At 64.0% G+C, this 12,491-nt stretch carries 15 protein-coding genes; 4 read left to right on the top strand and 11 right to left on the bottom strand.

Going from position 1 to position 12,491, the window contains the following annotated elements; all coding sequences use genetic code 11:
• Positions 1–269 precede the first annotated feature (269 nt).
• From TX80_RS11860 to TX80_RS11840, 5 genes are all read right to left on the bottom strand, one after another.
• Positions 270–656: a hypothetical protein gene (locus TX80_RS11860; protein WP_049923351.1), complete on the bottom strand. Its 387-nt coding sequence runs from the start codon at positions 654–656 to the stop codon at positions 270–272.
• 151 nt (positions 657–807) lie between these two features.
• Positions 808–1,800: a phosphoribosylformylglycinamidine cyclo-ligase gene (purM, locus tag TX80_RS11855; protein ID WP_049923350.1), complete on the bottom strand. Its 993-nt coding sequence runs from the start codon at positions 1,798–1,800 to the stop codon at positions 808–810.
• 72 nt (positions 1,801–1,872) lie between these two features.
• Positions 1,873–2,091 carry a transcriptional regulator gene (locus TX80_RS11850; RefSeq protein WP_268258150.1) on the bottom strand — a complete coding sequence of 73 codons (219 nt, stop codon included), beginning with the start codon at positions 2,089–2,091 and terminating at the stop codon, positions 1,873–1,875.
• A 165-nt stretch (positions 2,092–2,256) separates the two neighbouring features.
• Positions 2,257–2,889: a Zn-dependent protease gene (locus tag TX80_RS11845; RefSeq protein ID WP_049923349.1), complete on the bottom strand. Its 633-nt coding sequence runs from the start codon at positions 2,887–2,889 to the stop codon at positions 2,257–2,259.
• Positions 2,886–4,658 carry a TraB/GumN family protein gene (locus tag TX80_RS11840; protein WP_049923348.1) on the bottom strand — a complete coding sequence of 591 codons (1,773 nt, stop codon included), beginning with the start codon at positions 4,656–4,658 and terminating at the stop codon, positions 2,886–2,888. Before TX80_RS11840 ends, TX80_RS11845 begins: the two co-directional genes overlap by 4 nt.
• 123 nt (positions 4,659–4,781) lie before the next feature.
• On the opposite strand from TX80_RS11840, the gene TX80_RS11835 reads away from it, so the two are divergent.
• Positions 4,782–5,228 carry an acyl-CoA thioesterase gene (locus tag TX80_RS11835; protein WP_049923347.1) on the top strand — a complete coding sequence of 149 codons (447 nt, stop codon included), beginning with the start codon at positions 4,782–4,784 and terminating at the stop codon, positions 5,226–5,228.
• 13 nt (positions 5,229–5,241) lie between these two features.
• Here TX80_RS11835 and TX80_RS11830 read toward each other — a convergent pair whose 3' ends face one another.
• The 4 genes from TX80_RS11830 to TX80_RS11815 all read right to left on the bottom strand — a co-directional run bounded on the left by TX80_RS11830 (position 5,242) and on the right by TX80_RS11815 (position 7,981).
• Positions 5,242–6,294, bottom strand: coding sequence for a S66 family peptidase (locus TX80_RS11830; RefSeq protein WP_049923346.1), 1,053 nt, complete (start codon positions 6,292–6,294; stop codon positions 5,242–5,244).
• A 146-nt stretch (positions 6,295–6,440) separates the two neighbouring features.
• Positions 6,441–6,644 carry a glycine zipper 2TM domain-containing protein gene (locus TX80_RS11825; protein WP_049923345.1) on the bottom strand — a complete coding sequence of 68 codons (204 nt, stop codon included), beginning with the start codon at positions 6,642–6,644 and terminating at the stop codon, positions 6,441–6,443.
• A gap of 81 nt (positions 6,645–6,725) precedes the next feature.
• Complete coding sequence (locus tag TX80_RS11820; RefSeq protein ID WP_049923344.1) at positions 6,726–7,505, bottom strand: HAD-IIA family hydrolase; 780 nt, start codon at positions 7,503–7,505, stop codon at positions 6,726–6,728.
• Between the two features lie 77 nt (positions 7,506–7,582).
• Positions 7,583–7,981 (bottom strand): SHOCT domain-containing protein, encoded by a 399-nt coding sequence (locus TX80_RS11815; RefSeq protein ID WP_049923343.1) that lies wholly within the window; start codon positions 7,979–7,981, stop codon positions 7,583–7,585.
• 119 nt (positions 7,982–8,100) lie between these two features.
• Here TX80_RS11815 and TX80_RS11810 point away from each other — a divergent pair, with 119 nt between their 5' ends.
• Positions 8,101–8,571: a hypothetical protein gene (locus tag TX80_RS11810; protein ID WP_049923342.1), complete on the top strand. Its 471-nt coding sequence runs from the start codon at positions 8,101–8,103 to the stop codon at positions 8,569–8,571.
• 16 nt (positions 8,572–8,587) lie between these two features.
• Here the strand turns inward: TX80_RS11810 and TX80_RS19440 are convergent, their stop codons facing one another.
• Positions 8,588–8,764 (bottom strand): DUF7501 family protein, encoded by a 177-nt coding sequence (locus TX80_RS19440; RefSeq protein WP_195893070.1) that lies wholly within the window; start codon positions 8,762–8,764, stop codon positions 8,588–8,590.
• Between the two features lie 209 nt (positions 8,765–8,973).
• Here TX80_RS19440 and TX80_RS11805 point away from each other — a divergent pair, with 209 nt between their 5' ends.
• Positions 8,974–10,194, top strand: a complete 1,221-nt coding sequence (locus TX80_RS11805; protein ID WP_049923341.1) for an MFS transporter — start codon at positions 8,974–8,976, stop codon at positions 10,192–10,194.
• Positions 10,195–10,259: 65 nt separating this feature from the next.
• The gene (locus TX80_RS19005; RefSeq protein ID WP_154658634.1) at positions 10,260–10,391 is read left to right on the top strand and encodes a rubrerythrin-like domain-containing protein; all 132 of its coding nucleotides are present in this window, start codon (positions 10,260–10,262) and stop codon (positions 10,389–10,391) included.
• A 79-nt stretch (positions 10,392–10,470) separates the two neighbouring features.
• On the opposite strand, the gene TX80_RS11800 is transcribed toward TX80_RS19005, so the two are convergent.
• Positions 10,471–12,198 (bottom strand): hypothetical protein, encoded by a 1,728-nt coding sequence (locus TX80_RS11800; protein ID WP_049923340.1) that lies wholly within the window; start codon positions 12,196–12,198, stop codon positions 10,471–10,473.
• Positions 12,199–12,491 lie beyond the last annotated feature (293 nt).

Genomic DNA, 12,491 nt, shown 5'->3' with positions numbered 1-12,491 from the left:
ATTCGATCATCCGCCTCGAGCGGGAACGATCCGATCGAAAGCCCGATCCGTACCGACCGGTTGCGAACGCAAGAGGGGACGAATTCCGTCGGGTTTCGCCGTCGATCCCCTGTCTTCTAGCGCTCGGCTGTGGCACTACCGGGTTCGACCTCGCCGACGGAACGATCGTCGCCGAGGAGACCGGACGCCAGAAACCGAGAACGGGACGGACCGATAGACGAGTGCTCGAGTCGGTCGATGCGGTCGTTAACGGTTCGGCAGACGACGCCTCAGGCGACCGTAATCTCGGCAGTACCGCCGGAGACGGCGACTTCGTAGTAGCCGTCCGTCTCGATTTCGAGGTCGAACGTCGACTCGCCTTCGACGGATTCATCGAGGAGTGGACCGCTAGTCAACTCGCCGACAGCGCTCATAGCGTCCTCTTCGTTCTCGAACTCCTGGCTCGTCTTTTCCATGTCGTACATGATCCGAACCGATACCTCGTCGCCGTCAGTGACATCGACCGTCACTTCGTACTCGTCGCCCTCGCTAGCTTCGAAGGACTCGCTCTCGCCGTCCGAAAGTTCGGTAGAAAACTTGTCATCCCCGAAGATACACCCCGCAAGCGAAGCCGTTGCTGCCGTCGATGCAATCGCAATGAAACTTCTCCGTTCCATACCCTTTCCTGAACATCAATTTTATTTAACTATTTCGGACTCCGTTTAATCGCCATAGTGGAGCAATTACGTTCCGTAGGCCAGTGATACTAATCCCTGATATAAAAGATTAATATTTCGGATAATTCGACGAAAGTGGCGGTTCCGCGAGCTACTGAAGGCTGAGACCACGAATCTCGACGCCGTGACCCTCCTCGACGCGGCCGATACGCTTCCCCTCAGTCTCTGCGATGAAGTCGTCGGCTCGCTCCGCCGACAGCGCGACGACGAATCCGGTCCCCATGTTGAACGTCCGGTGCATCTCCTCGTCGGTGACGTTCCCTTCCGCCTGGACGAACTCGAAGATCGGCTGTGCCGGGAGCGGGTCGTCGATGACGTACTTTCGGTCGCCCATCCGAAGCAGGTTCGTCCAGCCACCGCCCGTGATATGGGCGGCCGCCCGAACGCCGTGTTCGCCCATCGGCTCGAGCAGTTCCGTGTAGATCCGGGTCGGGCGCAGGAGTTCCTCGCCGATCGTCCGCTCGTCGTCGTACGGAAACGGGTCGGTGTACTCGTGTTCGCGCGTGACGGCTTCCCGAGCGAGCGTGAGCCCGTTCGAGTGGATCCCGTTCGAGGGAACGCCCACGAGGACGTCGTCGACTTGTGCCTCTCCCTCGAGAACTTCGTCCGGTCCGGCGAGTCCGACACAGGTACCCGCGAGGTCGAAGCCGTTGACGACCTCGGGCATGACCGCCGTCTCGCCGCCGAGCATCGTCAGATCGGCCTCCTCGAGACCCACCGCGAGCCCTTCGCCGATCTCGTTTGTCAACGCCTCGTCGGGGTCGTCGATGGCGAGATAGTCGACGAACGCGACCGGTTCGACGCCCGCGGCGACGAGGTCGTTGACGTTCATCGCGATGCAGTCGATGCCGACCGTCGAGAAGTCGGAGACCGCCTCCGCGACCAGTAGTTTGGTGCCGACGCCGTCGGTCGCCAGCGCGAGATACCGGTCGCCGATGTCGATCAGCCCGGCGTACTCGGTCCGTCGGTCGCTGCCGAACGCCTCGAGCAGTGCTGCGGTCGCGTCCTCGCTGGCTTCGATGTCGACGCCGGTGTCGGCGTAGGTGAGCCGCTCGTCGGTCCCGTCGTCCGCTGGATCGGTCATGTGGGAACGACCGCGTGGGGCCAGCAAAAGATCACCGGTCCGGCGCGAGCCGGGTTCCGTTCCCGGAGCCGATCACTCCGAACTCGCGTCTCCGTCCGTCTCCGACCCGTCCCGCTCGAGTTGCTCGAGCAGTGCCTCGAGCGTGTCGACGTGGGATTCGAACGTGTCACGACCGTGCTCGGTCAATTCGTAGGTCGTCTGGGGCCGCCGGTCGACGAACTGCTTCTCGACGCTGACGGCATCTGCAGCCTCCATACGCTGGATGTGTCCCGAGAGGTTTCCGTCGGTGATCCCCAGTTCGTCCTGATCGTCGATTTACAGTAGTAAAACCTTTGCCCATTAGATAGCTCTATGTAGCAAAGTAGCGACAGTCTTAAATATGAGGGAATAGCCGGGCTGCGCCAAACGGTAGGTTCGACGTCGAGAATCGAGTGTGTGGTATCGAAAACGCTGCTTTCAGAACAGGCCGACGAACAGGAGCACGTAGCCCGCGAGCAGAACGCTGGGAACGAAAACGATCGCGAAGACGCCCTTGTGCCAGTTGTAGACCGACTTGCCGTCTAGCGGTCCGAACGGGATCATGTTGAACGCGGCCAGGAACAGGTTGATCCAGACACCCATCTGTCCGATCGTCCCGATGAGACCCGGGAATATCATCAGTGGGAAGAACATGAGCGCGAGCAGATGGTTGGTAACCGGGCCGGCCAGCGCGATCATCGCGTTTTCGCGGACGGTGATCCGACCACGGTGGTAGACGGCTCCCGGCGCGGCGAACAGAAAGCCCACGAGCGCGCCCATCACGGCGAGAAACAACATCTGGTAGTCCGCGCGGAACTCGGCGAGTTGGCCGTGTTCGATCGCGACGACCTTGTGCGCGAGTTCGTGCAACAGGAACGCGACGCCGACCGTGATGAAACTCAGGGCGACCATTAGACCGAAGGTCCCGATGGATGCCATCCCGCGGTGCACGGGAGCCAGCAACAACGCGAACGCAACCGACAGCGCGGTCCACGCGATGCCGAGGTCGAACAGTTCCCTGTCGCTGAAGGTCAACTCCGGATCGGAACGGCGACGGGTGCGGACGCTCACGTGATCACCTCTCGAATCAACTCGAGGCTGTTCTCGGCGCCGGCGAGCAGTTCCCCCATCAGTGCGTCGACGCCGCCGACCTCGTGGCCCATCCAGGGGACGACGACGAGAAAGAACAGGAACGTCGCGATCATGCTGCCGATATTGGTCAGCGCGACGATCATGATGAGCCGGAACAGCGGCACCTCGAACATCTCTTCGATGGCGTCGCCGATCGGCCGCTCGGTATCGCCGATGATGTCGTTGAGCGTCTGGATGTCCCTGACGTTGACCGGGCGGTGTTTGAGTTCGACGTAACCGGCGAACCAGCCGGGGGCCAACAGCGGGTTGATACTGGTCAGCCACGCGACCGCCCCGCCGACGCCGGCGCTGGTCCAGCGAGCGCCGGCGAGACGGGCCAGCGTGAACGCGAAGATGCCGTTGAACAGGAACCACGCTACAAAGAGCCGAAGCAGGAACGTATTCTGAACGCCGGCCATAAGCAACAGGAAGAAAAAGCCGACGAACCCGACCATCGCCAGATAGCCGACGATCTTCAGCGGCGAGAATCGACGTCCCGAGGCGGTCCCGGTTAGCGACTCCATCGACGGCAACTCCTCGGGGTTGCGCAGGTATCGTTCGATTCCGGCCTTGTGGCCGGCCCCGACGACGGCGACGACGTCGTATCCCTGTTCACGAAGCGTATGGAGGTTGTGGGCGATGTAGGCGTCGCGTTCGTCGATCAGGGCGTTCGCACCGCGGGGACTAAACTGGCGAAACTCCTCCATCATCGCGGCGACGACGTCGCCGTCGGTCATCTCCTCGATATCGACCTCGTCGATCTCCTCGACATCGCCGCCGAGCGCCTCGAGGACGAGTCCGATGACGGCCCCGATACCGACGCCGACACCAAGGCCGGCGAGAACGCCGATCGTTCCGCGGATCGCGTACGTCCCGGCGTTCTGAAAGGTCGTGGCGGAGAACGGTCCGACGAACGTGTCGGTGGCGACGAGCGCGACGCAGCTGGCGATCCCGACGACGATCCCGGCGAGTATCCGTATCGAAACGCCGCTGAGGACGCCGCCGGTATAGCGGTCGGTCGACTCGAACGAGGGGAGAACGAGGAGGCCAACGAGGACGCCGCCGACGGTGCCGATACCGAGGGCACCCACGTACTGCAGCGTCGTCGGCGCGGTGACGCCGAGCAACAGGAGGTCGCCGAGTCCGAGCAACGGTGCGAGAAACGCGGCGAAAACGAACCCGACGAAGATCCCGACGACCGCACCGAGTGCGAGGCCGATCGTTCGAGGATCGGTCACGCCGAGCGCGAGACCGCCGACCATCTTCAGCTTCTCGGTGAACGACAGTCGTTGCCAGAACCGCTGGATCGTCACCTGAATGTCACGGTCGACGAGGGAGACGCCGCTGCCGTTGCGCTCGGCGGCTTCGATGGCGGCTCGCATGTCAGCGCCGGGTTCGATGTCGAACTTCTCGCCCAGCCGCGACTGGACGTACGAAAGCATCCAGTAGGCCAGAAACTGGAAAACGGTGTTTCCCGAAAGGAGATCCTTCGCCTCGATGTCGTCGGGGGTTCCGCCCTGCATCTGCCGGTAACGGCCTTCGTCGAGTTCGACGGCGACGACGTCGGGTTCCTCGCGATCGATCGTCTCGTGAACGTCGTCGACGCTCGCCTGCGAGACGTGGGCCGTCCCGAGGACGTGAACGGAGCCGTGATCGGTTTCGGGCGGGGAGGGCGGCTCCGGCACGTCGGCGTCGCCTGCATCGCTCATTACCGGCTCAACTCGGCCACGACTTTTACCAGTATCGGACTCTATGGTGTGGGACGGCCAGGCAGGGGCCGGCAGTCGAACCAAAACTGAAGACTGATTGCCGTCTCGTGTGAACAGCAACCGATGACGGATCTCATGGAGACGCTGGTCGAGAATCGGGAGATGGTGCAGCCGAATCACGCGAACATGCTCGACGTTGCCCACGGCGGCAACGTCATGAAGTGGATGGACGAGGTGGGTGCGATGTCCGCGATGCGGTTTTCGGGGGAGACGTGTGTCACCGCACGGGTCAACCAGATGAACTTCGAACGGCCGATTCCGGTCGGCGATACCGCCTACATCACGGCCTACGTCTACGCCGCAGGAACCTCGAGCGTCCGCGTTCGGTTGGTCACCGAACGGGAAGACCTGCGGACGCGAGAGCGGGAGAAGACGACCGAATCCTACTTCGTCTACGTGGCCATCGACGACGACAACACGCCGACCGACGTTCCCGAACTGACCGTCAGCACCGAGGAAGAAAAACGGCTCCGTGAACGAGCGCTCGAGGGCGAAAACGGCGGGTGCTGATACGCGTCGCCGCTTACTCGAACCGGACCGTCTCGTTCTGTGGATCGATTTCGACGCGTTCGCCGATCGGGATCGGCGTCGTCGGCCACGTGTGTCCGACGTCGATATCGAAGACGATCGGCGCGTCCGGATTGTACGTCTCGAAGACGCCGGCGATCGCCTCGCGCTGTTGGTTCCGGTAGGTCTCGCGCCGTTCCGGGGGTCGATCTTCGAGATGGGATCGCGCCGGCGGTCGGCCGACCAGAACGCCGGCAAACCGCTCGAGTAACCCCCGTTCGCCGAGCGCCCGGAGCACGCCCGCCACCCAGGCGGGATCGGGAAGCTCTTCGGAAGTCTCTATGGCAAGAATCGTTCCCTCGAGGTCCCGCTCGTCGGGGAGAAACCGGCCCGCGAGGAACTGCTGGTCGAGGACTTCGAGACAGCCGCCCCAGAGCCGGCCCGCGACGAGGTCGTCGCCGCCGGCCCACCGCCAGCCCGGGTTGGGTTCGGTCGTCCGCGGCTCCGAAAGCGACGCGGGATCGGTCCAGTCGCCGGGTTCGTCGGTGAATGCCTCGGCCGGCCGGATTTCGCCGAACGACTCGTCGAAGAACGCCCGCTCGGTGTACTCGATCGTGTGGTCGAACAGCCGGCCGTCCATCCCGAGTTCGGCCAGCACCGTCGGCCCGTAGTAGGAAACGAGTCCGAGGTTCCACAGGTACAGCGCGAGGTGGGTGTTGTCGCTGTAGCCGTAGAACCGCGTCGGGTTCTCCCGGAGGACCGCGGGATCGAGGTGCTCGAGGATCCGCACCTGATCGTTGCCGCCGATGACCGCGATGACGCCGCGGACGTCGGGATCCTCGAAGGCGTCCATTACGTCCGCAGCGCGCGCTTCCGGATTGGCGGCGAGGTACTCGTCCGATTTCGATACCGTGGGGTACTCGACCGGCGTGAGATCGAACTCCTCGCGAAGGCGCTCGAGACCGAGTTCGTAGACGTGCGGGAACTCGTCGGTCGGGTTCGACGACGGTGCGACGACGGCGATCTCGTCGCCCGGCTCGAGCGGCGGCGGCGTGACGAAGTCGGCCATACACGATAACTGGACGAGGAGAACATAGTCGTTCTTGAGATACGTTACTGATTGACATATCGACGCGTCGAATATCGAGCAAGGACGACGCGTCGCTTCGGAGCACTGTGGCCGGCGGTGCGAGCGGTCGTCCGAGAACCGACCAGCTAGCCGGTCCGCTCTTTGACGTCCTCGAGGTAGTTACTGGCCGTTCCGCGGGTATCGGCGATGAGAGCACCCACGAACCCGCCGATGGCTCCGCCGGTACTCGCCGCGTTTCGGTCGAACAATCCGCCGATCGCGGCCCCGACGGCCGCACCGATCGCCGCATAGCGGGCGCGTCGAAGGACTGGAATGAGTCGTTCCCTCATACCTTGAGTATCGTGACTGAACCGGATAAATATATTCCGTTCGGGTCGGTCGGAGACGACGCCATACGATCGGTCCGGCGATCAGAGAAGCGTCTCGAGTTCGGCGAGCGACTCGAGCACGTAGTCGGGTTCGATGGCCGCATCCGGGATGTCGGTCCGGTCCGTCACGCCGGTAAGGACGACCGCCGTCGTCATTCCGGCCCGGTTTCCGAGCGCGATGTCGGTGTCGAGTCGATCGCCGACGACGAGCGTCTCGGCCGGATCGACGCCGAGTCGGTTCGTCGCGGCCTCGGCGGCGATCGCCGACGGTTTGCCGAGGATCGCGTCGGGTTCGCGGCCGGCGACGGCCTCCATCGCGGCGAGGATCGCGCCCGATCCGGGAATCAGTCCGTCGTCGACCGGGATCGTCGCGTCGGGATCGGTCCCGTAGAACGGAACGTCGTCCTCGAGCGCTCGCAGTGCATCCCGGAGCGTCTCGTAGGAGAACGAGTCGTCGAACGACCCGAGGACGACATCGGCCACGTCGGGGTCGCTCGTCAGCTCGACGGTCGCGTCCTCGAGAATGGTCTCGAGTCGCTCCCCACCGACCAGATAAACCGTTGCGTCGGGATGGGTCGTCGCGAGAAACTCCGCCGAGAGCGTCGCCGAGGTGAGGACGTGTCCGGGATCGACGTCGATTCCGTGCGGGGTGAGTTTCCCGCGGTAGTGGTCGCTGCCACGCGTGGGATTGTTCGAAAACAGCAGCCGCGAGCAGCCAGCGTCCTCGAGCGCGTGTAGTCCGTCCGTTACGTCCGGCAGCAGCGTTTCGCCGCGGACGATCGTCCCGTCGACGTCGAGGATCGCCGCCTCGTAGTCGGTCATCGTCGATCGTAGGATCGACCGGCGATTGAGTGTTTGGATCGCAGCCCCCGCTGACGGACGCCGCCTCGCCGGCCGTCTCAGCTCGTGCGCTCCAGCGACAACTCCGCCGTATCCACGCCCGCGGCTTCGGCGCGCTCGTTGGCGTCGATCAACCGCTCGAGTTTCTCCTCGAACTCCGATTCGGAGAGTTCACCGGCGGCGTACCGGTTCTGGAGTTTCGTGACGGGATCGCGCTCGGAACCGGCGCGGGACGGAGACGAGGAGTCGGCCTCGTGGGTCCGATCCGGTTCCGTCCCGGTTCGTTGTGTGAGATACCAGATCAGAAACGTACTGAGCACGAACAACGCGGTGATCGCAAGCGCGTACAACGGACCGCCCAGTAACAGGACGGCGATGATCAGGATGTCGGCCAGAACGAACTTTATTGCGAAAATCTCCGTGAGGCTGTAGTCACTGCCGTCGCTCTCGCTGGCCATACGTAACGTAACCCGTCCGACAGAAATAACTGTACGGGAATGCCGTGCGCCGGCACGGAGTCGGCAAGCGGTACACGGAGGTGAGAATCCTTATCCCGCGACCGGGCCTACGTCCGCGCATGGGACTCGAGGTCGAACCACCCGATCCGCCGGAACTGGAGTTCGTCGATCCGAACGAGTACGACGACGCCACGATCAGCGCCGACGGAGCCGACGAGATCGACTACCGACGCGAGGAACTCGAGACGTTCCTCGCGGAGGGTGCATGGGAGCAAGCCGTCGACGAGTGGCTCGACGGGACCGACCTCGACGAGCGGGAGTACGAGATCATCCGCGATCTCGATCTCTTTGCGGAGTTCGACTTCTTCTGGGACGATTTCGCCGACCGGGTCGGCTACCACGCGCCGGGGATTCCCGAAGACTGGCAGGTTCGGGAGTACCATCCCGACCTCGATACCTGGGGGACCGTCTCCTCGATCAACGCCGAACTCACCGAACTCGGGCAGATCGTCTCGGTCGTCCTCAAAGAGGAGTACATCGACTGGGAAGCGGAGTACGAACCGCCCGAGGATCTGCCGGACTTCGAGTAACCGATCCGTCGCTGCGTTAGCCCGACCATTCGCCGGCGAGATCTCCGGACACGTTCTCCCGCCACTGCTCGAAACCGGTTTCGCAGTCGGTACTCTCGTCGATGTGATCGACGAACCCGGCACCCGGCGATGCGAGTTCGTCGCCACAGAACGGACAGGTGATCGGATCGACCCACTCGGTGTGTACTGTCATCGGTACTCGATTCGACCACGAACGAGTATATAAGGTTCACCGGTTAAGGAGCAATATAATAGATATGCCATATTATCACCTTAAGTCTTCGTTCGGCGAACGTCGTCTCGAATGATCACGGCTATCGGGCGCTTCGGGGGAACGCGAGGGTGGGTGCGCCGCATCTCGATCGGAGGATTCTCGTCACCGCGGACGCCTCTGGGAACCGAATGGTGGTTTCCAAGGCGGTCCGGCGGGTCGCCCGCTTCGACGTGCTCCTGTTGACGGCGGGGATCTGGTTTCTCGCGAAGTTCCTTCGGTACACGTTCCCGCCGCTTTTCGGCTCGTTCCGCGCGAGTTACGGCGTCTCGAACGCCGCCCTCGGAACCGCGTTCACCGGGTTTATGCTCGTCTATGCGGCCATGCAGTTTCCGTCGGGCGTTCTCGCCGATCGCCTCGGATCAGTGACCGTCATCACGGCGGGTGCACTCGTCGCGACGGTCGCGTCGCTTGCCCTGGTCGTCGATTCGCCGTTCGTCGTCCTCGTGGGGGCGATGCTCGTCATGGGTGCCGGAACCGGCGCGCACAAGACCGTCGCAGTACGGCTGTTGTCACGCGCCTATCCCGCACGGACCGGCAGGGCGCTCGGCGTTTTGGACACGTTCGGGGCCTTCGGCGGGGTCGTCGCGCCCGCTGCCGTCGTCGCAGTCACGGGCATCACCTTCGGGCTGGGAGCGGGCTGGCGACTGGTGTATCTGGCTGCTGGAGTCGTCGGTCTCGCGCTCGCCGCCGCGTTTCGAAGGCAGGCCCGGACCCGCGTGTCGGACGAACCGAACGCGACCGCCGTCAGCATCGGCACCGACGGGGTCGACCGGTACGTGGCGCTCTTTCGCGATTGGCAGTTTTCGGCCTTCGCGCTGTTGACGGTGCTGTTTTCGTTCACCTACAACGGGTTCGTCGCGTTCGCACCGCTGTACCTGACCGAAGAAGCGGGGTTGACGGAAGCAACGGCCGGATTCCTCTACAGCGGACTGTTCCTCGCGAGCCTCGTGCAACTCGTGACCGGCGACCTCAGCGATCGGGTCGGCCAGCTCCCGATCGTCACTGCAACGCTCGGACTGGCCTCGAGTGCACTGGTTGCGTTCGTCTCGCTGACCGGAACGGCGGGGCCGATCGCGCTCGGAGCGCTACTCGTCGCCGTCGGGATCGGATCACACGGGTTTCGCCCCGTTCGAGGCGCGTATCTGATGGCGGCGATCCCCGACGACCTCGCCGGCGGCGGGTTAGGCGTCGTCCGAACGCTGTTGATGGCCGCAGGGGCTGTCGCTCCCGCGGTCGTCGGAGCGCTGTCGGAAACGGTCGGCTTCCGCCCGGCGTTCTGGCTACTGACGGCCTCGGTCGTCGCCGCGACCGTGCTTGCGGTAGTGCTCTGGCTTTTCGAGTCGGACTGACGCCCCGTTCCTCGAACACGCAACCGTGGAAAGCGTTAACATACACCGGCAACGAACGTATCGTTATGCCACTCGCGGACCCACGCGAGTACGAATGTCTCCAGTGTGGCCGCCGAGAAATGGCCGCCGGCACGCTCGTGAGCACCTGTCGACAGTGTGGGGGCGAGATGCGCAACGTCGAGTTGATCCGAGACTAACCGACTGTCGGCCGAACGCGCGACCACGCCGGGAAGCGGTGCCACCGGATTTGCTCATCGGTCGTCCGAATCCCGCGGTTCAGCGAGCGAGCGCCACCGCGACCGCGAGCAGTACGATCCCGAGACCGATCGCCGCGGCCCCGATCGTCCCATTCCCGCTCGTCGCCGCGACGCCTCCGGCGACGGTTCCCGCCGCACCGCCGCCAGCAGCTATCGGCGCTGCGATGGCCGTCGGCGACTGTGCGTCCGCCCGGATCTCCTCGATATCGGCCCGAAGCGCGTCGATTTCCTCGTCTCGCGTCGCCGCCTCGGTGAGTTGTCCCTCGACGGCCTCGAGGTCCGACCGGACGCTCTCGATGGCGGCCTCGAGCGACTCGACGTCGTCGGTCACCGCCGAAAGCGTCGTTTCGTCGGGACGCGATTCGAGGGCGGACAGACGCTCGCCGAACCCGGCCGTTCGTTCCTCGAGGGTTTCGGCGCGGTCCCCGAGGTCATCGAGACGCTCCTCGAGGGCTGTGACGTCGTCGGTCGACGGCGTTCGATCTTCGAGATCCCCCAGCGATTCGGAGAGGTCGTCGACGGCCGCGTCGATCGATCGGATCTCGTCGTCGCGGTTCGCGAGTCGATCGAACAGTTGCTCGATCGCGTCGTCGGCCCGGGCGGCGTCGTCCGCGGAGCAGCCGGTATCGAACGAACGGGACTGGCGATCATCCGCAGCAGCACCTGGAACGCGCACATCGACGGTCTCGGCTTCGGTGTCGGGAGGTGACGGTCCCGTTTTCCCATCTCCGCTTGCGGGACTCGTCGCGTTGGACTCGGGGTCGGACCAGAGTCCGTCTTCGTCGACATCGACGTCGTCCCGGGCCGCCGCGAGGGCCCCTCTGGCGGCGCTCGTCGCCGGATCGTCGGCCCGCCGAACGCCGCGAATCGAAAACGGGAGGTTTGCTGCATCGAATCGGCCGCCGAGCAGATATTCGATACCCTCGACCGCGCCCGTCCCGCCGACGGCGATCGGTACCGAAAGCCCCTGCTGGACGTCGCCTTCGTCGGCCGCCTCCCGTATCGCGTCGGCGAGGTCACCGACGAAATCGTCGTGGGCCTGTGCGAGCGCACGTTCGATTCCCCCCGTCGCCGCATCGGGGTCGAGATCGAACGCCTCGAGAACGTCCCTGACCTTCGCGGGGTCGTGGCCGGTCTCGCCGGCTGCCCGTTCGACGATCCAGTCGCTCCCGGTTCCGATCGAAACGGACATCGCCGGGACACCGTAGTACGCGAGCGTGGCGCTTGTCACCTGTGCCCCGATGCAGATGCCGAGGCCGGTGAAGTTGTCCCCCTCGAGTTGATCGTAGACGACCGCGAACCCCTTGCTGATCGGCGTCGTGGAGTCGGGATCGGCGATCACCGATTCGATGGTCTCGCGATGGGACGTTGCCGGCTCCTCGGCATCGACGGGCGTACCGGACAGCGTATAACAGAGCCGGTCGGACGAGGACGCCGTGAGAACCGAGTCGACGATCGTCTCGAGGGCGAGTTCGATGTCCCCTTCGGACGCGAGCCGTTCGGTCGAAAACAGCGGCTGTGGCTCGGCGTCGACCGTCTCGGCGACGGCCGCTGCATCCGAACCGACCACGTACGTCGTCTCACCCGCTTCGACGAGTCGACCGTCAGCCGGCGAGAGCGACGCCGACTCGAGGGTCGACTCCGTCACCGGAAGGACGATCGCCGGGACCGACTCGATCGCCGGCCCGTCGGCACCGTCGACGGCCGACCGGATCGCATCCGTGCCGATATCGAGACCGACTATCATGGACGCGACATAGCAGACCCCCCTCTTGGAACTTTGGCTTCGAGTACCAGATGTGAAAATCAGCGACGGCAGCACGGGAAACAACCGCAATAGCGGCGTCCGTCCCGCATCAGCCGAGAACGGTTCGGTCGGGAGCACGCCGACCGCTCGAGGGAGTTCCACACCTGCCGCCGAAGTAACTGGAATCAGCATCAGAATGGTTCTCGAAACCGTTGAGGGAAACTAGATGTGATTAATATATACATCATATTATAAATATAGTTATTTGATCCGAGCTCGTTACACGACCCACA

The sequence above is a fragment of the Halopiger djelfimassiliensis genome (genome assembly GCF_000455365.1).
GTDB lineage: Archaea > Halobacteriota > Halobacteria > Halobacteriales > Natrialbaceae > Halopiger_B > Halopiger_B djelfimassiliensis.
This window is presented reverse-complemented; position numbering and strand designations above follow the sequence as displayed.

Coding starts and splice junctions, on each gene's coding strand:
- TX80_RS11860 (WP_049923351.1), bottom strand. CDS start 656: ATGGAACGGAGAAGTTTCATTGCGATTGCATCGACGGCAGCAACGGCT.
- purM (WP_049923350.1), bottom strand. CDS start 1,800: ATGACCGATCCAGCGGACGACGGGACCGACGAGCGGCTCACCTACGCC.
- TX80_RS11840 (WP_049923348.1), bottom strand. CDS start 4,658: ATGAGCGATGCAGGCGACGCCGACGTGCCGGAGCCGCCCTCCCCGCCC.
- TX80_RS11835 (WP_049923347.1), top strand. CDS start 4,782: ATGACGGATCTCATGGAGACGCTGGTCGAGAATCGGGAGATGGTGCAG.
- TX80_RS11830 (WP_049923346.1), bottom strand. CDS start 6,294: ATGGCCGACTTCGTCACGCCGCCGCCGCTCGAGCCGGGCGACGAGATC.
- TX80_RS11825 (WP_049923345.1), bottom strand. CDS start 6,644: ATGAGGGAACGACTCATTCCAGTCCTTCGACGCGCCCGCTATGCGGCG.
- TX80_RS11820 (WP_049923344.1), bottom strand. CDS start 7,505: ATGACCGACTACGAGGCGGCGATCCTCGACGTCGACGGGACGATCGTC.
- TX80_RS11815 (WP_049923343.1), bottom strand. CDS start 7,981: ATGGCCAGCGAGAGCGACGGCAGTGACTACAGCCTCACGGAGATTTTC.
- TX80_RS11810 (WP_049923342.1), top strand. CDS start 8,101: ATGGGACTCGAGGTCGAACCACCCGATCCGCCGGAACTGGAGTTCGTC.
- TX80_RS19440 (WP_195893070.1), bottom strand. CDS start 8,764: ATGACAGTACACACCGAGTGGGTCGATCCGATCACCTGTCCGTTCTGT.
- TX80_RS11805 (WP_049923341.1), top strand. CDS start 8,974: ATGGTGGTTTCCAAGGCGGTCCGGCGGGTCGCCCGCTTCGACGTGCTC.
- TX80_RS19005 (WP_154658634.1), top strand. CDS start 10,260: ATGCCACTCGCGGACCCACGCGAGTACGAATGTCTCCAGTGTGGCCGC.
- TX80_RS11800 (WP_049923340.1), bottom strand. CDS start 12,198: ATGATAGTCGGTCTCGATATCGGCACGGATGCGATCCGGTCGGCCGTC.